The organism is Morganella sp. HMSC11D09, assembly GCF_001807955.1.
Taxonomy (GTDB): Bacteria; Pseudomonadota; Gammaproteobacteria; order Enterobacterales; family Enterobacteriaceae; genus Morganella; species Morganella morganii.
The window spans coordinates 208064-229052 of sequence record NZ_KV791662.1; the positions used below are offsets into that span (position 1 = coordinate 208064).

Annotated in this window: 21 protein-coding genes; 15 read left to right on the forward strand and 6 right to left on the reverse strand. The window is 50.9% G+C overall.

Going from position 1 to position 20989, the window contains the following annotated elements; translation table 11 throughout:
• Positions 1 to 4: 4 nt before the first annotated feature.
• Entirely contained in the window at positions 5 to 1396 is a 1392-nt protein-coding gene (pntB, locus tag HMPREF3119_RS05010; RefSeq protein WP_004239384.1) for a Re/Si-specific NAD(P)(+) transhydrogenase subunit beta, read from the forward strand.
• 78 nt (positions 1397 to 1474) lie between these two features.
• Positions 1475 to 1918 carry a hypothetical protein gene (locus HMPREF3119_RS05015; RefSeq protein WP_004237542.1) on the forward strand — a complete coding sequence of 148 codons (444 nt, stop codon included), beginning with the start codon at positions 1475 to 1477 and terminating at the stop codon, positions 1916 to 1918.
• Positions 1919 to 1976: 58 nt separating this feature from the next.
• Here HMPREF3119_RS05015 and uspE read toward each other — a convergent pair whose 3' ends face one another.
• Together uspE and HMPREF3119_RS05025 are read right to left on the reverse strand one after the other, a co-directional pair.
• Complete coding sequence (gene uspE / locus HMPREF3119_RS05020) at positions 1977 to 2924, reverse strand: universal stress protein UspE (RefSeq protein ID WP_004237543.1); 948 nt, start codon at positions 2922 to 2924, stop codon at positions 1977 to 1979.
• 143 nt (positions 2925 to 3067) lie between these two features.
• Positions 3068 to 3826, reverse strand: a complete 759-nt coding sequence (locus HMPREF3119_RS05025) for an FNR family transcription factor (protein WP_004237544.1) — start codon at positions 3824 to 3826, stop codon at positions 3068 to 3070.
• A 502-nt stretch (positions 3827 to 4328) separates the two neighbouring features.
• Between HMPREF3119_RS05025 and HMPREF3119_RS05030 the strand changes: the two genes are divergently transcribed.
• The 3 genes from HMPREF3119_RS05030 to HMPREF3119_RS19360 all read left to right on the forward strand — a co-directional run bounded on the left by HMPREF3119_RS05030 (position 4329) and on the right by HMPREF3119_RS19360 (position 6526).
• Positions 4329 to 5339 (forward strand): NAD(P)H-quinone oxidoreductase, encoded by a 1011-nt coding sequence (locus HMPREF3119_RS05030; RefSeq protein ID WP_004239380.1) that lies wholly within the window; start codon positions 4329 to 4331, stop codon positions 5337 to 5339.
• A 241-nt stretch (positions 5340 to 5580) separates the two neighbouring features.
• Positions 5581 to 6360 carry a PadR family transcriptional regulator gene (locus tag HMPREF3119_RS18665; RefSeq protein WP_049245749.1) on the forward strand — a complete coding sequence of 260 codons (780 nt, stop codon included), beginning with the start codon at positions 5581 to 5583 and terminating at the stop codon, positions 6358 to 6360.
• A gap of 1 nt (position 6361) precedes the next feature.
• Positions 6362 to 6526, forward strand: coding sequence for a hypothetical protein (locus HMPREF3119_RS19360; RefSeq protein ID WP_168162278.1), 165 nt, complete (start codon positions 6362 to 6364; stop codon positions 6524 to 6526).
• 38 nt (positions 6527 to 6564) lie between these two features.
• On the opposite strand, the gene HMPREF3119_RS05045 is transcribed toward HMPREF3119_RS19360, so the two are convergent.
• Positions 6565 to 7737 carry a MalY/PatB family protein gene (locus HMPREF3119_RS05045; protein WP_070578707.1) on the reverse strand — a complete coding sequence of 391 codons (1173 nt, stop codon included), beginning with the start codon at positions 7735 to 7737 and terminating at the stop codon, positions 6565 to 6567.
• 50 nt (positions 7738 to 7787) lie between these two features.
• The gene (gene malX / locus HMPREF3119_RS05050) at positions 7788 to 9404 is read right to left on the reverse strand and encodes a maltose/glucose-specific PTS transporter subunit IIBC (protein ID WP_004239373.1); all 1617 of its coding nucleotides are present in this window, start codon (positions 9402 to 9404) and stop codon (positions 7788 to 7790) included.
• 195 nt (positions 9405 to 9599) lie between these two features.
• Between malX and malI the strand changes: the two genes are divergently transcribed.
• The 9 genes from malI to HMPREF3119_RS05095 all read left to right on the forward strand — a co-directional run bounded on the left by malI (position 9600) and on the right by HMPREF3119_RS05095 (position 18437).
• Positions 9600 to 10628 (forward strand): Mal regulon transcriptional regulator MalI, encoded by a 1029-nt coding sequence (malI, locus tag HMPREF3119_RS05055; RefSeq protein ID WP_004237550.1) that lies wholly within the window; start codon positions 9600 to 9602, stop codon positions 10626 to 10628.
• Positions 10629 to 10633: 5 nt separating this feature from the next.
• Positions 10634 to 11203 (forward strand): hypothetical protein, encoded by a 570-nt coding sequence (locus HMPREF3119_RS05060; RefSeq protein ID WP_070578710.1) that lies wholly within the window; start codon positions 10634 to 10636, stop codon positions 11201 to 11203.
• Between the two features lie 151 nt (positions 11204 to 11354).
• A complete protein-coding gene (locus HMPREF3119_RS05065) occupies positions 11355 to 12260 on the forward strand; it encodes an AEC family transporter (protein WP_036414762.1) in 906 nt (301 codons plus the stop codon).
• An 18-nt stretch (positions 12261 to 12278) separates the two neighbouring features.
• Complete coding sequence (locus HMPREF3119_RS05070; RefSeq protein ID WP_046024594.1) at positions 12279 to 12740, forward strand: NUDIX hydrolase; 462 nt, start codon at positions 12279 to 12281, stop codon at positions 12738 to 12740.
• A gap of 117 nt (positions 12741 to 12857) precedes the next feature.
• Positions 12858 to 14105, forward strand: a complete 1248-nt coding sequence (locus HMPREF3119_RS05075; protein ID WP_036417531.1) for an adenosylhomocysteinase — start codon at positions 12858 to 12860, stop codon at positions 14103 to 14105.
• Between the two features lie 120 nt (positions 14106 to 14225).
• Positions 14226 to 14882 carry a Crp/Fnr family transcriptional regulator gene (locus HMPREF3119_RS05080; RefSeq protein WP_070578713.1) on the forward strand — a complete coding sequence of 219 codons (657 nt, stop codon included), beginning with the start codon at positions 14226 to 14228 and terminating at the stop codon, positions 14880 to 14882.
• A gap of 69 nt (positions 14883 to 14951) precedes the next feature.
• Positions 14952 to 15977 (forward strand): threonine aldolase family protein, encoded by a 1026-nt coding sequence (locus tag HMPREF3119_RS05085; protein ID WP_004237556.1) that lies wholly within the window; start codon positions 14952 to 14954, stop codon positions 15975 to 15977.
• 523 nt (positions 15978 to 16500) lie between these two features.
• The gene (locus HMPREF3119_RS05090; protein WP_225973376.1) at positions 16501 to 17295 is read left to right on the forward strand and encodes an aKG-HExxH-type peptide beta-hydroxylase; all 795 of its coding nucleotides are present in this window, start codon (positions 16501 to 16503) and stop codon (positions 17293 to 17295) included.
• Positions 17295 to 18437 carry an MFS transporter gene (locus HMPREF3119_RS05095; RefSeq protein WP_036417528.1) on the forward strand — a complete coding sequence of 381 codons (1143 nt, stop codon included), beginning with the start codon at positions 17295 to 17297 and terminating at the stop codon, positions 18435 to 18437. The genes HMPREF3119_RS05090 and HMPREF3119_RS05095 overlap by 1 nt, the downstream gene beginning before the upstream one ends.
• Here the strand turns inward: HMPREF3119_RS05095 and HMPREF3119_RS18670 are convergent.
• Positions 18428 to 18667: a M91 family zinc metallopeptidase gene (locus tag HMPREF3119_RS18670; RefSeq protein ID WP_072013210.1), complete on the reverse strand. Its 240-nt coding sequence runs from the start codon at positions 18665 to 18667 to the stop codon at positions 18428 to 18430. The two genes, HMPREF3119_RS05095 and HMPREF3119_RS18670, sit on opposite strands and share 10 nt — an antisense overlap.
• Before the next feature lie 9 nt (positions 18668 to 18676).
• On the reverse strand, positions 18677 to 19561 hold the full coding sequence (locus HMPREF3119_RS05100) for a DMT family transporter (RefSeq protein ID WP_036417526.1): 885 nt from the start codon (positions 19559 to 19561) through the stop codon (positions 18677 to 18679).
• An 86-nt stretch (positions 19562 to 19647) separates the two neighbouring features.
• Between HMPREF3119_RS05100 and HMPREF3119_RS05105 the strand changes: the two genes are divergently transcribed.
• Positions 19648 to 20985: an aminotransferase-like domain-containing protein gene (locus HMPREF3119_RS05105; protein WP_070578716.1), complete on the forward strand. Its 1338-nt coding sequence runs from the start codon at positions 19648 to 19650 to the stop codon at positions 20983 to 20985.
• Positions 20986 to 20989 lie beyond the last annotated feature (4 nt).

Consider the following 20989-nt stretch of genomic DNA (forward strand, 5'->3'; position numbering starts at 1 on the left):
GAATATGTCGGGCGGAGTCGTTACAGCGGCATATATTGTTGCCGCAATCTTATTTATTTTCAGTCTGGCCGGGTTATCCCGCCATGAAACCTCACAACGGGGTAACCTGCTGGGTATTACCGGTATGGCTATCGCGCTGGTTGCCACCATCTTCGGGCCGTATTCTGCCAATATCGGCTGGATTATTGTTGCCATGGTGATTGGTGCGGTAATCGGTATTCGTCTGGCACGTAAAGTCGAAATGACCGAAATGCCGGAGCTGGTTGCTGTTCTGCACAGCTTTGTGGGTCTGGCGGCAGTCCTGGTCGGTTTCAACAGCTATATGGATCACAACCAGGCGCTGACCTCGGCGGTGATGAACAATATTCACCTGACAGAAGTGTTCCTCGGCATCTTTATCGGTGCGGTGACCTTCACCGGTTCTATTGTTGCTTACGGCAAATTATGCGGAAAATTATCCTCCAAACCGCTGATGCTGCCTAACCGCCATAAGCTGAACCTGGCGGCACTGGTGGTGTCCTTCCTGCTGTTATGGACCTTTGTCAAAACCGACAGCACCGGCTTACAGGTCTTCACCCTGATCCTGATGACCGTGATTGCACTGGCCTTCGGCTGGCATCTCGTCGCCTCTATCGGCGGTGCGGATATGCCGGTAGTGGTTTCCATGCTGAACTCCTATTCCGGATGGGCAGCGGCGGCGGCGGGCTTTATGCTCAGCAACGACCTGCTGATTGTCACCGGTGCGCTGGTCGGTTCTTCCGGTGCGATCCTGTCTTACATTATGTGTAAGGCGATGAACCGCTCCTTTATCAGTGTGATTGCCGGTGGTTTCGGTACTGACGGTACGGCATCATCCGGTGATGAAGAGCAGGGCGAACACCGTGAAATCAGTGCGGAAGATGTGGCGGAAATGCTCAAAGGGGCAAGTTCCGTTATCATCACCCCGGGCTACGGTATGGCGGTTGCCCAGGCTCAGTATCCGGTTCACGATATCACTCAGAAACTGCGTGATAAGGGCATCGAAGTCCGTTTTGGTATCCATCCTGTTGCCGGTCGTCTGCCGGGGCACATGAACGTCCTGCTGGCTGAAGCAAAAGTGCCTTACGATATCGTGCTGGAAATGGATGAAATCAATGATGATTTCAAAGACACCGACGTGGTGCTGGTGATCGGCGCGAACGACACCGTTAACCCTGCGGCACTGGAAGATCCGAACAGCCCGATTGCCGGGATGCCGGTTCTGGAAGTGTGGAAAGCGCAGAACGTGATTGTCTTCAAACGTTCGATGAATACCGGTTATGCCGGGGTTCAGAACCCGCTGTTCTTCAAAGAAAACACCCAGATGCTGTTTGGCGATGCCAAAGCCAGCTGTGACGCTATTCTGCGCGCACTGTAATCCGGGTAAAAAAGCATAAAATGCACAAGGCGGGTAAATGCGTTACCCGCCTTTTTTTCACTCAGAGGGCTCAGATTAATGAAAAAAATGATGGCCGTTTCACTCTTTCTCTTTTCTGCCTCCGCATTAGCCATTCCGAATATCTGGACATCCGGTTTCGGCCAGGGGTTTATCGAGTACGGGATCAGTAATGACACCGGCGTGACCGTTGTCGTTGCCTGTAACGTCGGGGCGGACCCGGAGGATTATGAAAATTCAATCGATCACAGTATTGATATTTCGGCCGGTGATCATGAAGTGGAAGGGCAGATTGAATTTCTGATTGACGACGAAGCATATTTTGTACCGGACAGCACCAAACACCGTGCCGGTGCTGCGGCCTGGACCAATCTGACTGAAGCGCTCAGTAAAGCTGCGGAATTTAAGGTTTATTCCGATAATAAATTAGTCGGTGAATTTAAACCGAATAAGAAGAACGTGAAGAAAGTGCTCGGTGACGGGATGTGTGCGCCATTGTTCTGATTATCGCAGAACGCGCAGAAAATTCCCGCAGAAGCCGTGGCCTCTGCGGGAGACAGGATTAATCATCATCACTGGTATCGATCGGACAAACAAAGCCGTCCGGTTTCACCGCCAGCAAATCACACTTCAGATGGTCGATAACATGCTCTGCGGTATTGCCGAGGAACGCGGCAGAAATACCGGTCCGGCCGATAATACCCAGCACCACCACCCCGGCATTCAGTTCACCGCACACTTCCGGGATCACTTTCTCCGGTAATCCCTCATAAACGTGGGTGTACTCTTCGCCGATGGAGAATTGCTGGCGCAGTTCTTTCATGGCGATGAGATGCTGGCCGCGCAGCGCGTTATTGTAAGTATTCGGGTCAAAATCCGGTAATTCGATAGCGATATTGATAGGCGCCACCGGATAAGCACTGACCAGATGGATTGCCGGGTCTTTCACAATCCGTTTTGCGAGATCCTGTGTCAGCGACACCAGTTTGAGATTCAGCGCATCATGGTAGGATTCTTCATTGGACAGGTTCACACCGACCACCACAGAACCCTGTTCCGGCCAGACTTTATCCTTAACCATCCAGACCGGACACGGACATTTGCGCAGAAGCTGCCAGTCCAGCGGGGTGAAAATCAGAGACTCAAACTTATCATTCTGATGCGCCATTTTCAGCAGCAGGTCATGACCACCACTGACAACTTCCCTGATAATCGCCTCATAAGGCCGGTTATGCCATACCACTTTCACTTCGATATCGATGCCGGCTTCCAGATAATAACGCGCCTGCTGTTTGATCCACGCGCAACGCTGGGCAATTACGCCTTTGCGCATAGCATCCCGTTCTTCAGGGGACAACAGGGTGGTCATATCGTATGACAGATCATAGATAGGTAAGAAAGCTTTGATGCGTCCGCCATTGCGTTGCACGATATATACCGCACGCCGTAATGCCGGCTGATCATCCTGATTGGGGTCTATTGCAACTAAGAGGTTCTGATATTCAGACATTCATCTCTCCTCGCGGGGCTGGATACGTATCTATAAAGATAAACCAAACGGGAGCAGGAATGTAGGAAATATTCGCACCAGACCGAAATAAACCGGCCTGATGCGTTTTACGGCAGCCAAAAATGTTGCCGGGGAAGGAATTACTAATCCTGTGGCAGTGCAGGTACTTTACCGGCCAGGGCCGCCAGCTGTTCCATATCTTCGATGGTGATATATTTGCCTTTTACTGCCAGCATTCCGCTCTTCTGGAAACGACCCAGCAGACGGCTGATGGTTTCGACCGTCAGGCCCAGATAGTTACCGATGTCGCCACGGGTCATGGTCAGGCGGAATTCGCGAGGGGAGAAACCGCGCTGCGCAAAACGGCGGGACAGGTTATAAATAAAAGCAGCCAGACGCTCTTCCGCATTCTTTTTGGAGAGCAGCAGGATCATTTCCTGATCACCTTTGATTTCGCCGCTCATCAGGCGCATCATCTGCTGGCGCAGGTTAGGCATTTTACCGGACAGGTCATCCAGGGTCTCATACGGAATCTCACAGACCATGGACGTTTCCAGCGCCTGGGCGAAACTCGGATGCTCGGTATTGATAATGGCATCAAAGCCGACGAGGTCACCGGCAAGATGGAAACCGGTGATCTGCTCATCACCTTCTTCGGTGATGGTGTAGCTCTTGATGGTCCCGGAGCGAATTGCATACAGTGATTTCAGCTCATCTCCGGCTTTAAACAGTGCCTGGCCTTTCTGGATAGGCTTTTTGCGCTCGATGATATTATCGAGCTGATCCAGCTCATGCTCATTGAGCGTGAACGGGATGCAAAGCTGGCTGATGCTGCAATCCTGGCAGTGGATCGCGCAGCCACCTGATTGAATTCTACGTACTACACGTTTTTCCGGGATCATAGGCTTGCTCTTGAAATAATATTGATTTGAATCAATTTTATCACAGACTACCAAAAGTGGTAAGTGGTCTGAGTTTAAATATCGTCATACCGGGCTGAAAACAGGGGCATAATATTGACATATTATGCTTTTTTCGTGATGTCATAATGTGAATTATTTGATTAAACTCTCAATAATCCGGTTTAAAATAACAGAGGAAGGGAATGCAGGTCAATTTCCTGCTCATCAGTATGTTAATAAATGGATTAAATATGAATAATGCGTTCTTTTCACGTTATAAAGTGGTGTGATACATTAAAAAACATCACAAATAAATAACGAAAAGAAACACGGTCCGGCACAGATAAAAAATATAAAAAAGCAGCAGCCGGACATAATACACCGTCATAAACCTGCAGTGCTATCTTTGATATGCTGCATTATGCTGAAACCGTAATTTGCCTGATTCGTCATAAAACGACAGGTATTACAAAACCGGGACTGTTTAAGTTAAGGAAAAGTAATGATGTCATATGCATTACCTGAATCGATGATGGCAATTGATATTACCCGGCACGGTGGCCCGGAAGTATTACAGGCGATTGAGATGCCGTTGCCGAAGGTACAGGGAGAATACCTGCTGGTTAAAGTCGCCGCAGCCGGTGTCAACCGGCCTGACGTCTTCCAGCGTCAGGGCAGTTACCCGCCGCCGCCGGATGCTTCCCCGATTCCGGGACTGGAAATCGCGGGTGACGTTGTGGCTGTCGGGGAAGACTGCAAACGCCGTCAGGTCGGTGATAAAGTGTGTGCGCTGGTTGCGGGCGGAGGATATGCGGAATATTGCCTGGTTCATGACAGTATCGCGCTGCCGCTGGAAAACCTGAGTTACACGGAAGCGGCGGCCATTCCGGAAAATTTTTTCACCGTGTGGGCGAACGTCTTTCAGACCGGCAAACTGCAGAGTGAAGAGAGTGTGCTTATCCACGGCGGCACCTCCGGTATCGGCAGTGTGGCGATCATGCTGGCGAAAGCCTTTGGTGCCACGGTTTACACCACCGTCGGCAGCAGTGAAAAAGCAGAACTTGCCCGGCAACTGGGAGCCGATCACGTCATTAATTACCGTGAAGAGGATTTTGCACAGGTCATTCCGGAACTGACCGGCGGTCAGGGTGTAAATATGGTTGTTGACCTTATCGGTGGTGATTATGTCAGCAAAAACTATGAGGTTGCGGCTAAAGGCGGGCGGATTATCCAGATCGGCCTGATGCGAGGTAACCCGCAGAACCTGAATCTGATGCCGCTGATGGTAAAACGCCTGCTGCATACCGGCTCGACACTGCGCGCGCGGACACCGGAAGAGAAGGCGGTGATTGCCCGGGATCTTGCCCATAAAGTCTGGCCGCTGCTGCGGTCAGGAAAGGTCAAGCCACTGGTCAATTATACCTTTAACCTCTCGGATGCGGCACAGGCCCACCAGCTGATGGAGTCCGGCGATTTAACCGGAAAAATTGTTCTGATTAATCCTGACTTCTGATTTTCTTCCTTTATACCTGCACTGTCAGTGTGTTTCGCACCATTTGCTGATAGTGCAGGTCACTTCCTGCTATACTGTGATAGTGATAATCATTCCCGTTAAAAGACAAAAAGTGCTATTTTAGATATATCTAATTTGATCTTTCTATTCCGAGAGACTATAGTAGTTCCTGAAGGCAAAACAGATATATCTAAATTCTGATTTTGCTGATTATCACTATTTATCACAAAAGGAATTTATTATGTTTCTTCATGCTTTACGCCACCGCGCCTGTGATTCACAGGAAGGGCGTCAGCGCCGCGGGGGTCATGGCGGCCGTCACGGGGAACGCCACGGACAAGACGGGCATCGTTGCCACGGCGAACATCACGGTCACGACGAACACCGCAGCCATTGCTGCCATGGTGATCATCACGGACATGACGGACAACACGAACATGGTTGCCACGGTGATCATCATGAGCACCACGAAGGCCACGGTTGTCACGAAGGGCCCGAACACGGTCGTCACCGCGGTCGCGGAAAAGGGCTTCGCCGTCTGCTTGATCATGGTGACCTGCGTATTATGATGCTGGCTAATCTTAACCAGAAACCGAGTCACGGTTATGAGTTAATCAAATCTATCGGTCAGCTGACTTCCGGCCTCTATACACCGAGTCCGGGCGTGATTTACCCGACACTGACCCTGCTCGAAGATCAGCAGCTGATTGTCGCGGAAAACACCGGTAACGGCCGTAAAAGCTACAGCCTGACACCGGAAGGTAAAATGCATCTGGAAGAGAACACCGATGTTCTGGAACAGATTGCACAGCGCCTGCAGGAGACCAAATCTTTCCGCCGTGGTTCTCTGTTATCAGATGAAATCGAGCAGGCTCTGGGGAATTTACGGGCACTGCTGCGCCATAAACTGGTCACCAGTGAACTGGATGAAACCAAGCTCGGGCAGATTGCCGATATTCTTAATGATGCAGTACGGAAAATAGAAGCGGTTAACGACGCGCTGAGTAAAGAAGGGGAATAATATGGCGGAAAACACCACCTCCGGAAAAATCCCGCCGGAAAAGCCGGTTCAGGATGAAAAACAGGAAACGGTGAACACCGGCAGGCCCGCAGATAAGTCGTGTCCCAGCTTACCGTTTTCCTATTTACGCCGCGCCTTGCGCAATAAGGTCGGCAAACACGAATAACCGGGGCGCAGCGAATGCGCCCGGGTCGTGCAAAAAAATCAGAGTGATTTCAGCGCATTAATTAATTTATCCATGCCTGCGGCGAGTTTATCACGCGGGCATCCGGCATTGAGACGCAAAAATCCGCGTCCTTCCTCTCCGTAGGTATATCCCGGCATGATCGCCACTTTTTCCTGTGTAATCAGTGCATGTTGCAGGGCATTATCATCAACATTCAGCGGGTTCAGATCTATCCACGCCAGATAGGTGGATTCCGGCACCTGCCAGTTCAGCTGCGGAAATTCAGCATCCAGCCGCTGCTTTATATAATCCAGATTAGCAAAGAGATAATCACGCAGCTCATCCAGCCACGGCGCACCTTCCCGGTAGGCGGCGATATGAGCGATAACCGCCAGCACGGCAGGAGAAGAGAGCCCGTCACAGGCTTTCAGCTGATGAAAATAGGCTTCGCGGGAGGCGGTATCTGAAATCAGCCCGTAAGCGCCGGTCAGTGCCGGGATATTGAAGGATTTGGATGCTGAAGTGAATAATGCCCACTCCCCGCGCCCGGTTTCAGACCACGGCGTGTGCTGATGCGGCGCCCGGCACAGATCCATATGAATTTCATCACTGATCACCCGCACATTATGCCGTTCACACAATTCTGCCATGGTGGTCAGTTCTTCGCGGGTCCAGACTTTCCCGGTCGGGTTATGCGGGCTGCACAGCAGCAGAATCCGCGTCTCTGGTTTTGCAAACAGGGATCCCAGTGCATCCATATCGCACCACCAGCCCTCAGGAGTTTTTTGCAGCGGGCAGGGAACAATAGTGCGCTGATTACCGGTGATCGTCTTATAAAATGCATCATACGCCGGGGTATGCACCACCACACCGTCACCGGGCTGTGACCACAGGCGGATCATCTGGCTGACCATGTAAATCACTGATGGCCCGTACACCAGCGCCTGAGAATCAATCTGCGCCTGAAAGCGGGATGAAAACCAGTGTGCAACAGCGCTGAGAAAATCGTTGTGCTGCCAGCGGCTGTAGCCGAACACGCCGTGCGCGGTGCGTTCTGAAATGACTTTCAGGATCACCGGTGCGGTGACAAAATCCATATCTGAGATAGTAAAAGGCAGTAAATCCGCCTGACCAAAGCGATCCTGCACAAAATCCCATTGCGTGCAGTAAGTGCCGTGGCGGTCAACCGGGACAGAAAAGAGAGAGGACATAGTTTCTCCGGAAAGAAAAACCGCACTGTCAGGCAGTGCGGTGTTGGTTATCAGGCGTTTTGCGGTTCCGGCTGAGCGGAATCAGGCGCAGATTTCATCAGCTTTTCCAGTTCATCTTTGACAGACTGAACCTGCGGGCCGATAACCACCTGTAAGTTATGCTCATTCAGATGGACAACTCCGATCGCCCGTAATGCCTTGAGCTGCGCGTCATCCACTTTGCTCATATCCTGCACGGACATCCGCAGACGGGTGATACAATTATCCAGTGAGATAATGTTCTCTTTACCGCCCAGCGCTGCTAGAATGGCCGGAACATCATAGCCGGATTTTCCTGCGGAACTGCCGGTTGCCGGTGCGCTTTCTTTGGTGTCTGTATCGCGGCCCGGGGTTTTGATATTGAAGCGGGTAATGGCGAAACGGAAAATCGCATAGTAAGAAGCGAACCAGATAAAGGCCACCACCGGCACCATATACCACTTGGTCTGGATACCGTGGAGGATCCCGAAGACCACAAAGTCAATCAGGTTACCGTCGGTGTTACCGATAGTGACACCGGTAATCGCCATTACGGTGAAGCCCAGGCCGGTCAGAATTGCGTGGATCAGATACAGGAACGGCGCGACAAACAGGAACAGGAATTCCAGCGGTTCAGTTGTGCCGCCGATAACACAGGCAACCACACCGGAAATCAGTAATCCCTTAATTTTATGACGATTTTCAGGATGAGCACAATGATACATCGCTAATGCCGCACCCGGCAGGCCGCCGAGGAACGCCGGCATTTTACCCTGAGACAGGAACTGTGTGGCACTGGCCGCAAAGCCCTGGGTTTCCGGGCAGGAGAGCTGCGCCTGGAAAATGGTCAGTGCGCCGTTAACGGTATTACCGCACACTTCCATAGTGCCGCCCGCTTCAGTAAAGCGGATCAGCGCCACCAGTATATGATGCAGGCCAAACGGCAGTAACAGCCGCTCACCGGAGCCGAAAATCATTGGTCCGAATGCTCCGGCGCTCTGAATCAGCTTACCTAATCCGTTGATACCCATCGCAAACCACGGCCAGATCAGCGGAACCAGCAGGCCGCACAGGCCGAGTACCAGAGTGGTGATAATCGGCACAAAACGGGTACCACCGAAGAACGCCAGGGCATCCGGCAGACGGATGGTATTGAAGCGTTCATGCAGCATATACACAATAATACCGACAATAACCGCACCGAGGATCCCGCTGTCGATTGACTGAATACCCAGCACATCACGGATGTTATGGGCTTTCAGAATAGCAGGGTCGGTAGTCGGTAAAATATCAGCGGCAGTGAGGTAGAAGTTAGTGGCGAGGTTAAATACCGCAAAGCCGACAAACCCGGCAAATGCAGCCACGCCCTTGTTTTCACGCGCCAGCCCCAGCGGAATGGCGATAGCAAACATCACCGGCAGGAAACTGAAGGCAAATGAGCCGATTTTGCTCATCCAGGTGAACAGTAACTGGAAGACGGTGTGATCCAGAAACGGCAGCAGTGTCAGTACATCCCGGCTGCTGAGGGAACTGCCGATGCCGAGGATGATCCCGCAGAACGAGAGCAGCGCGACAGGCAGCATAAAGGTTTTGCCAAGTCCCTGGAAAAACTCCCAGAGCGTGACTTTTTGTTTTGGTTGGCTACTCATACGGTATCCTGTAAATGTCAGTGTGGTGTTGTGAGGGTAAAATAAGATAAAACGTTTTACCAAATTATAATAGTTGCCCGATCACAAAAAATAAACATGACCTGACAACCATATTTCGGAAATAGATAAAACGTTTTATCGTATTTTGTGTAAAATCCCGTGCAGTATCCTGAGCATAAGGAAGTATCCGGCGTTATGAATCTCAGAAAAGTCACGATAGTCGATGTGGCGCAGCAGGCAGGTGTCTCCGTAACCACGGTGTCACTGGTGCTCAGCGGAAAAGGGCGGATCTCGCGGAAAACCGCAGATAAAGTCAACGCGGCAATTGAAGAACTGGGGTATGTCCGCAATCAGCAGGCCGCCACATTGCGGGACAATATCTCTAATGTAATCGGCCTGATTGTCAAAGATATTACCGAACCGTTTTATGCGGAAGTCGCTGCCGGTGTCAGTGAATATGCGGAAACACAGGGCAAACAGGTTTTTCTGACTCAGTGCGGCAATTCTTCTGCCGGGTTTGCCCGCTCTCTGGACAGTCTGATCCGCTACGGCGTGGACGGTGTGATTGTCGGTGGCGGTAAATTTCTCACCAATGACGTGGTTGAGCGGATAAATCATTATCAGATCCCGATGGTGTGCGCGGCCCGGGCCAGTGAGTTCTCCGGCATTGATGTTGTCCGCCCGGACAATGCCTCTGCCGCCAGAATGGCAACGGAATACCTGATCAAAAACGGTCACCGCCAGATTGCCTATTTCGGCGGTGAAAGTGATTCTCTCACCCGCGCTGAGCGGGTCGGCGGTTACTGCTCGACACTGGTGCAGTACGGGTTGCCGTTCCGCACCGAATGGATAGTGGAAACGGATAACAAACAGCAGAATATTATCCGCCGGGTATCTGAATTTATGTATCAGTACCCCAAAGTCAGTGCGATTGTCTGCCACAACACCGGTACGGCGCTGGGCGCGTATTTTGCCGCCCTGAGCACCGGTAACACGGTCAGACAGGGGGATAACGAAAGTTATTTCACTCAGGAAATCGCCCTGGTGGGGTTTGATGATATCGGCAGTGAAGCACTGTATGACATCCCGGTAGCCTTTATCACCCAGCCATCGCGGGATGTGGGCCGCAGTGCCGCAACGCGTCTGCTGCGGCGTATTGGTGGTGATAGCTCGCCGCCTGCAAGCGTGACACTGTCACCCGGATTTTCCCAGCTAAACGGATAACGACGATGCAAAAAATACTCTCCGGACTGCTATTCCTGACGCTGCCTGCGTTTTCCGCACCGGCGGAAGATTTGGATTTGCTGCCGGTTCAGGATCGCAACCAATTATTTGCGGACGCGGGGAACCGTACCGGTGTTGCCCGTAAAACCAGAGACGTTCTCGCCCGTCCGGCGGTGCCCGGTGAAATCGTAGTGACCCTTATCCGGGGTGAAGGGGAAGAAACCCGTTCAAAACCGGCGGAAGCCGGGGATTGGGTGGTACAGAACATCTGTGACGCTACCGGCAATGAAGAAATTCTGGTGAAAAAAACGGCGTTTACCCGCCGTTACGGCAGTGCACTGACACCGTCTGACAGCGGCAACCGGCAGCGTTTCCGGCCGCAGGGAGAGCCGATGGATTATCTGGTGATCACGCAGGAAAAACCGTTTATGATTATTGCGCCGTGGGGTGAAAAACAGCGGGTTATGAAAGGGGATGTGCTGCTGCGCTCGCGACAGGATCCGCAGGACAGTTACCGTATTCAGAAAGCGGCATTTGACTGCACTTATCAGGTGATTACGTCTGCCGGGGGCTAACATATAGCCCCGGCAAAACGTAGTGCGTTTTATGCGCTGCGGCAGATAAAATGTAAAAACGAGATCAGCGATACAAAACCGGCGTTGCTGCTCGCGTAACCTGTTGTTCCTGTTATGATGCGGGAATACGTTTCTTGCCGGATTTCCGCTGATGTTCGCAATTCTGATGACATTATGGCCGCTGTTTGCGCTGATTTTGCTCGGCTGCATTCTGAAGCGGCGGCCGGTTTTCGATGCCGGGTTTTGGAACGGCGCGGAAAAGCTGAACTACTATATCTTATTTCCGGCGCTGCTTATCAACAGCCTCGCCGTTGCTCCGCTGGATAACCCGCAACTGCCGAAACTGGCAATCGCACTGGTAATTATGCTCGGGCTGGCCACCGCGGCATTTGCGGTGGTAAAGCGTCTGCGCGGAATACCAACGGCAGAATTCGGCGTACTGCTGCAGGGCGCGATCCGCTTTAATACCTATCTCGGGCTATCCATTGTCAATGATTTTTACGGCCCGTCCGGTGTGGCGGTGGCGGCGGTGATCCTCGCGGTACTGGTTCCGCTGTGTAATATCATTTCCGTGGTTGCGTTATCTGAATTTCGGCAGTTATCGCTGCGCCGCCTGTTGTTACCCATTCTGACAAACCCGCTGATTATTTCCTGTATTATCGGGATGCTCCTGAATGTCACCGGTGCCGGTCTTCCGTATAACACCGGCCAGTTTGCCAGACTGCTGGCCGGGGCCAGTCTGCCGCTGGGGCTGCTCTGTGTCGGGGCGGCATTGCAGGTGGCGACCATCCGCTATTCCGCCCTGAAAATCAGCCTTAACAGCCTTGTCCGCCTGTGTGTTATGCCATTGCTGGCGATTACGGTAGCGACTGTGATGGGATTAACCCAACTGGAATATCAGCTGTTTGTGATCTTTTTTGCTATTCCGACCGCACCGACCGCCTATATTTTATCGCGTCAGCTCGGCGGTGACAGTCAGCTGATGGCCGGGATTATCACGTTTCAGACCATGGTGGCAGTGTTGACTCTGCCGGTGGTTCTGACCATGATCACCTGAATAACCTGAGAAAAAATAATGAGGTCTGTTATCAAACATTTTACCGCCTCCGGCCTGGTCAGTGACAACCACGGCCGTTTTCTGCTCCATCACCATCCGAAGCTCGGTATCTGGCTGCCGCCCGGCGGGCATATTGAGGAAAATGAAGAGCCTCAGGATGCTGTACTGCGTGAAATTCACGAAGAAACCGGACTGGAATGCCGGATTGTCAGCTGGGATACACAGGCGCAGCAATTTATCACACCACTGCCGGAAACCGGCGTGCTGCCATTACCGATGGCGATCCTGAAAGAGTTTATCCCGGATAAGAAAACCGGCGACCACTGGCATATTGATATGGTGTACTGGTGCCATCCGCTGGATGAAACCGCCGTACCACATCCGGACTTTCAGTGGATGACGCCGGACGAGATCCTGAAAACGGACAATGTCCCGCAGGATGTCTGCGGCCTGATTGCTATGGTGCAGGCGCGCCGCTGAACAAAGCTTTCACCCGGCTGTCTTTTTTTTCTGTTTCAGGGCAAATGCCCTGGAGACCCCCGCAACCTCCGGTTACTGTGGCTCATCCCGTTATAAAAGCCGTATGCAGGAGTTGCCATGGTTACCAGTATTTATAAAGATCTCTCCTTAGCACCACAGGGTGAGCAAAAAATCGCCTGGGTTCGCGCCCATATGCCGCTGCTGCGTGCACTGGAACAGCGTTTCACACAAGAACAGCCGTTTGCCGGAAAACGCATAGCGCTTTCTATTCATCTGGAAGCAAAAACCGCCTATCTGGCACGGGTTCTGGCCGCAGGCGGGGCTGAGGTGTCCGTCACCGGCAGCAACCCGATGTCCACCAAAGACGATATCGTGGCCGCACTGGTTGTCAGCGGTATTCATACGTTTGCCATCCACGGCGCGGATGCGGAAGCCTACCGCAACTTTGTAAAACAGACTCTGGCCTGTGAACCGCACATTGTTATTGATGACGGCGGTGACCTGGTACATGAGCTGCACAGCCTGTATCCGGAATATGCAAAGCACACGATCGGTGCCTGTGAAGAGACCACCACCGGTGTTCTGCGTGCAGTGGCCCGTGAAAAAAACGGCGCACTGAATTTCCCGGTGCTGTCGATTAACGGTGCACAATCCAAACACCTGTTTGATAACCGCTACGGTACCGGACAATCCACTTTTGACGGCATTATGCGTACCACCAACCTGGTTATTGCCGGGAAAACCGTGGTCGTCGCCGGTTACGGCTGGTGCGGAAAAGGCTGTGCCATGCGGGCGAAAGGACTGGGCGCGGAAGTGATTGTCACAGAAGTGGATCCGATAAAAGCCCTGGAAGCGAAAATGGACGGCTTTGCGGTCATGACCATGTCCGCCGCAGCACCGCTGGGTGATATCTTTATCACCGCCACCGGTTGCTGTGATGTACTGACATCGGATCATTTCAGTCTGATGAAAGAGGGTGCCATTATCAGTAATACCGGGCACTTTGAGGATGAAATCAATCTGACCGATCTTCAGCAGTTAAGTGACAGCGTCACAATCGTCCGCGAAAACATCGAAGGTTATACCCTGAAAAATGGCCGCACACTCTATCTGCTGGGCCGTGGTGCGCTGGTTAATATTGCCTGTGCGGACGGGCATCCGGCAGAAATTATGGACATGAGCTTTGCTCTTCAGGCACTCAGCGCCGAGTATCTGCTCAGCCATGACCACGAAGCAAAAGTCTATGATGTCAGTGATGAAATCGACCGTGAAGTGGCGGCACTGAAATTACAGGATATGGGGGTTTCACTTGATAATCTGACCACCAGACAGCAGCAGTATCTGAACGGCTACGAGCTGAAGTAACCTGACTGATGGGCTGCCGGTAATCCGCAGCCCGTCAAAACCGGTGTTTACCGGTTCAAACCTGTTGTTAACCATGCTAACGTTTACCCACTGATTATCCCGTCCTGACAGATACGGTACATGCAAAATACAACCCCGTTTCGTGAATTATGGCTGAAATTCAGCGAAGAAGAGCTGCTGCCGGAGGCAGACGGCCTGCTCCGTGATGCGCCGGAAGTTGTCAGAAACAGTGTCACCACACTGCATATTTATAACGGACAGAATCTGATTTGCCAGGGCGACCCGGCTCAGGCGGTCTATATCATTCTGGACGGCGAGTTTATTGTTAACAAGCAGGCGGAGAATGGTAAGCAGGTCGGGCTGACATTCTGCTATCGTGGTGAATTCCTCGGGGAGATGGAGGCGATTTGCCGGCAGGCATACCGTTATGATGTGATTGCGCTGTCAGACTGCCGTGTACTGCGGATGCCGGCGGCAACATTTCTGTCCTGGTTGTCACAGGATCACCGCCTGTCTCTGCTGCTTAACCGCCAGCTGGCAAAACGCTGCCTTATCAACGGTGAACAGCGGCTGATGAATGCTGTTGATTCCGTCGAAAACAATCTGCTCTATATGCTGACACAAATCAGCGGCCATCAGATCCATCTTCCCCGTGACATGCTGGCCAGCGTTCTCGGCACATCGCGGCGTCATACTGATAAAGTTCTGCTGCGCCTGAAAACACAGGGAAAAATTACCCTCAGTGAAGGTGTGATCGGGCTGGTAAAACCGGACTGAACTGCGATCCGTGCCATTGTGCGCCGGTAAGTATAAGCATAGTATTACTGCACACTATCGGAGGAGCATATGTACCGTTTTCAGAATGATTATAATGAAGTTGCACATCCGGCTGTTTTAAAAGCCATTACTGACACAGCAGGCCACCGCCATGACGGTTACGGCACGGATACTTTATGCGGTGATGCCGCAGCGCTGATTAAACAGCGGATTGGTCAGCCGCAGGCTGATATCCACTTTTTTAACGGCGGTACAATCACCAACCTGACGGCGATTTCCCATTTTCTGCGTCCGCATCAGGCCGTGATCTCCGTCAGCACCGGCCATATTGCCACCCATGAAACCGGGGCAATTGAAGCGACCGGACACAAAGTCATCACTGTATTTTCCCCTGACGGCAAACTGACACCCGATCATCTTAAACCGGTCATTGCCGAACATAATGATGAGCACTGGGTACAACCGAAGCTGGTCTATATTACCAATTCCACTGAGATCGGCACGGTTTACCGCAAAGCCGAATTGCAGGCACTGCGTCGTTTCTGTGATGAGCACGGTTTGTGGCTCTATCTTGACGGCGCCCGTCTCGCATCAGGTTTAATGTCTGCACAAAGTGATCTGACAATTGAAGATATCGCGGCACTGACAGATGCCTTCTATATCGGCGGTACCAAAATCGGTGCGATTGCGGCGGAAGCTCTGGTGATCAATAATCCGGCGCTGAAAGATGATTTCCGGTTCAGTATCAAACAGAAGGGCGCGCTTCAGGCAAAAGGCTGGCTGCTGGGGGCTCAGTTCCTGGCGCTGTTTACAGACGACCTCTATTTCTCATTAGGTAAACACCTCAACAGCATGGCCGGCCAACTGGCGGCATTCTTTACGGAGCAGGGTTTTACCTTTCTGGCACCGCCGGAATCCAACCAGGTCTTTGTTATTCTGCCTTCCGCACTGGCAGAAAAGCTGAAAAAACAGTTTGTTTTCCATGAAACGCTGTTGCAGGAACCGGGAAAATCCTGTCTGCGTCTGTGCACCTCGTGGGCAACCACACAGCATGATATCGATGACTTTAAAAAGACATTTTTGTCACTGATCTGAGGGCCCGGATAATTTCCGTATTGATAAAACCACGCGGTGAAAACACCGCGTGGTTTTTTTATACTTCATATTATGGCAATTATTTATTTCATCATTATTCCTGCTTATTTCCGTGATACTGATTCAGAAAAATAACACTGACTAAAAAAAGTGTTTTTTAATCGTTATTTTTATTTTAGGGTTTAACAGCAATCTGAGTACACAGTACACCCATTCATATAATCTGTTATTAATAAGGAAGTGAAATAATGAAGAAATTAGATAAAAGTAAATTGCTGAAAATAAAATCGCCGTTATCAGGATGGTCATTCAGTAAATAATAAACACACTAACTAATTGATAGGCCATGTCAGTCAGCCGGGGCATGGCTTATCCACCTGACGGACACTGTTATATGATAAATCTGACTTTTCCTGATTATAAACATCAGCAGGCTTATCAGTATTTTTCTGATGAAGTCTATGAATCACTTAATTATTTATTATCCTATTATCGTTTACCAGAAATAAGCTCAGAAGTTCCGTTGTCATGGCAAAATTGCGCTATTCATTATATCGCCGGTAAATATGCGGAAGATGATGAACATGCTGATGCGGTAACTTACCTCAATCAGTTGATGCGAAAAAGAACGCCGTTACCACTGACTATCTCGCCACTGACATCTGCCGGTCATTTATTGGCAGAAACGATGATCCTGAAAATTATCCGTGATGATAAACAACTTGGTTTCGGCTATTGTGATGATCCGGTACTGGCAGCAGCGGAAACGGAAAAAATAACACAGGCATTATCCGTTATTCATCGCTGCGCGCCGGAAACGGGCAATGAAATTGACCGGTTTATCCATCAGATATACCTGACTCAGGAAACCGCAGACGGCTCCCGCTTTATGCGTTCCGGTACCAATTTCTATATGTGGGGAATGATGTTTGCCTATGTTCATCCGTCACATTCGGTCGCTTATTATATTGATATTCTGGCACATGAATGCGGCCATACGGCACTGAATATCCTCAATGCGGGGGATCCGTTGGTACTAAACCCAGCTGATGAGGTCTTTGCCGCGCCACTGCGTGATGACGACCGGCCGATGATCGGTATTTTTCATGCACTGTTTGTATTATCCCGCATCTGCTATGTATTTTCTGAAATTATCCGTAACAGTGACGGTATACCGGAGCCGGAATATTATGACCGGCTGAGCAGTAATCTGGAAAAACTCCGTAATACTGCCGATATTGTCAGGCAACATGCCATACTGACAGAAACAGGAAAAAATATTTTTACGGCTATCTGTCAGCGCTGGAATCTCAGCTGATGCTGATCTACCGGGTGATTTTTGAACGGAAAAGCAGGGCGATTAATATCTGCTTTTTCTTTAATGCGCTGGGCTCCGGGTTATTGATGCCGCTGGCATTACTTTATTTTGCCGGGAAAACACTCAGTGAAAAAGAAATTCTGTATCTAGGCACGATTAAATTCTGGTCATTCTCATTGGCCTATTTTTTTATTATTCCGCTGATAAGCCGGTTTGATAGTAAGAAAACCATTATTTTTTCACTGTCGTTTAAACTGGTATCACTGTTATTTCTCTTTATCGGACAAACATTTTATCTGTGTCTTGTGGTGATGCTGGCAAACGGTATTGCCACCTCCGTATTTTCAGTAGCAGCAAAATACTATATTAAAGCTACCTCGGAAAATATCAGCGAAAGCTTTTCAGTACGAATGACGCTGAATAATACCGGTGCTGCGATTGCACCGGTACTCATTACACTGTGTGTCTTTTTTTCACTGCCTTTTACGTACGCATTACTGATTCTGACCGGGATTTTCATGATTGGTATTCTCTTCTCAGCAAAACTGCGTTCTTGTCCCGGTGAAACGAAAAATCACTTTTATTACCTTCATTTTTCTGATCTTACCGGCAGAGACACCGTTCTGATCTCTGTGCTCAGCACTATTTTTGCCATGCTGTATTACAGTTTTGAAGTCATTGTGCCGCTGGAGCTTATCCGATCCGGCTCTGAGTATCTGATAGGACCGGTTTTGCTGTTTAATACGCTGGTTATTATCGCAGGGCAAATCCCGGTATACCGTTACTTCACGGAGAAGTGGGGTATTATTACCGCACTGATGGCGGCAACCGGTTTATGCATTTTTTTGTTTATTCCGTGGTTCTCCGGTATCGCAGAACTTCCGGCTCTGTTACTGATTGTGCTGGGTGTCACTCTGCTGGAAATGTTTTACGGTGCGGGTATCGATACTCTGATCACTCTGGCCAATTCTCCGCGTAAAATCGCAGTCCTCGACGGTCTCTCCGGTATTTCACTGGCAATTGGTGCGGCAATGACAGCGGCGGTTTACAGCGATTCGATACTGTTTTTACCGCTGGTTATTGCGCTGTATCTGGTTGTCGCCGGTATACTGGCATCGCGAAAGGGAGTGGGTTACCAGTGAATTCTCAGCGGAACACCTATTTCTGCACGAAAAGTATTTTCAGAGATAGTTTCTGATGTAAAAGGATCGAAGCCAATGGTTCTGGCTTCTTCTTCCCAATAAGGATAACGGATACTTTCAGGAGAATCAGCAGGAATAATGTGTATACATTCACCTTGCAGATAATGGAGTACATGTACTAATTCATGATACAAAACAATAGCCAGCCCGGCAGATACCGGGCACAACATGGTTTTTTCTTACCGGGAAAACCGTTTTGAACCGGCAACACAGGCAATCACACCACAGGTTGACGCAACCATTACGGAGCTGACGGTTTCATTCAGTAACCACGCGGAAAGCACCAGCCCAAAAAACGGTTGTAACAGCTGTAACTGGCTGACACCGGTAATACCGCCTTCCGCCAGGCCACGGTACCAGAAGAAAAAACCAATCAGCATGCTGAATAACGAAACGTAAATCAGTCCGCCCCAGGCCTGTGCCGGTATACCGCTGAATGTCACCGGCAGGAAAGTGATACTGAGAATCAGCATCAGCGGCAGAGAAAGCACCAATGCCCAGCAGATCACCTGCCAGCTGCCGAGTGGCCGGGAAAGGCGGGCACCTTCCGCGTAACCCAGTCCGCACAGCAACACGGCCGCAACCATATACAAATCACCTGTCAGAGTACTTTCACCGCCCTGAAATAAGGCAAACCCCATCACAAACAAGCTGCCGAGGACAGAAAAAAGCCAGAACGCCGGGCGCGGACGCTCATTGCTGCGCAGCACACCAAACAGTGCCGTCGCCAACGGTAACAATCCCAGGTACACAATCGAGTGTGCCGAACTGACATACTGAAGAGCAAGAGCTGTCAGCAGCGGAAACCCGACGACGACACCCGCCGCCACAACGATCAGCGACAACAGATACTTCGCAGCTGGCAAACGCTGGCGCAGAACGGCCAGAATGAGCAGAGCGGCAATGCCGGCAATCGCTGCGCGGGCGGTTGTCAGAAAATCCGGTGCAAAGCCGGTAATACCCGCCTTGGTGGCGGGCAGGGAGCCGCTGAAAATCAGCACGCCGATAAACCCGTTGATCCAGCCGTGTGTTGAGCGGGAAACCGTTGTCATTGCATTATCCATCCTGTACTCCGTTAATTACCTCTTGTTATTACAGAGAGTAATGCGGATAATTATGACAATCAAAAAATTGTCATGGATACATTTGTATGGCAACGCCACGTTATAAACAGTACGTCGATACCCTTGCAGCCCGTATCCGTAACGGTGAACTGGCGGCCGGAACACAATTGCCGACTCATCGTGCTTTTGCGGCTCAGGAAGGGCTGTCATTAGTGACAGCGTCACGTGTGTATCAGGAACTGATCAATCAGGGGCTGGTCAGTGGTGAAACCGGACGGGGAACATTTGTCAGAGATATCAGTTTATTACCGGTTACCGGTATTGAATGTGATGTCACTCCGGCAATGTATGACCTTAACTTTATCTATCCGGAAGTCACGGAACAGACCGCATTACTGCGCCACACGCTGCGCCGGTTATCCATGAGCGGCCATCTGGAAAGTCTGCTGCATTACCTGCCTCACGCCGGGCGGCATCAGGAGAGGGTTGTTGTTGCTGATCACCTGAAGTTGCGTGGTTTTTCTGCCGTTGACCCGGATACTGTTGTCATGGTCAGCGGAGCCCAGCACGGTCTGGCCTCTGTTGTACTGAGCATGTTCAGCCCCGGTGATGTAATTGCGGCGGATGCACTGACTTATCCCGGCTTTAAAGCACTGGCACAAACCTGTCATATCGAATTGGTTCCGGTGCCGGTTACCCCGGAAGGCCCGGATTTGGCAGCGCTGGCACAATTATGCCGCCAGCGGAAAATCCGCGGCTATTTCACCATGCCGACACTGCATAATCCGCTCGGCTGGGTGATGGATCTGACATTCCGTAGGAAGCTGATAAGTCTGGCCCGGGAAAACCGTTTTTTTCTGATAGAAGACGGCTCCTATGCTTTTCTGCAGAAACCAGCACCAGCTCCGCTGGCAGAACTGGCGCCGGATATCACATTTTATGTCACCGGATTTTCCAAAAATATCGCCACCGGCTTGCGGGTCGGATTAATTGTTGCTCCTCCGGAATATATTGCTGAGCTGGAAAAAATTATCCGCATCACTACCTGGAACACACCAGCACTGATGACCGGTATTGTCCGTGAGTGGCTGGAGCAGGGAGAAGCCGAAAAACTGGAGCAGAAAAAGCGCCGCGATGCCAAAGCCCGGCAAAAAATTGTCAGCCGGATTTTTGCTGATTTACCCCATATCGCACATCCGGCCGGCTATTTTTTGTGGATCCCGTTACCGGAAAATGTACGCTGCGATGCGGTTATCAGCCGCCTGAGAGCGGCCAATATTGCCGTCAGTCCTGCAGAGTCTTATGCCGTAACCCGCGATATCCCGCAGGCTATCCGTGTGGCTGTCAGCACACTGCCGTATGATGACCTGGAATCCGCGCTGATGGCTGTCAGAGACACCATTACCTATCTGATGGATTTATGATGTT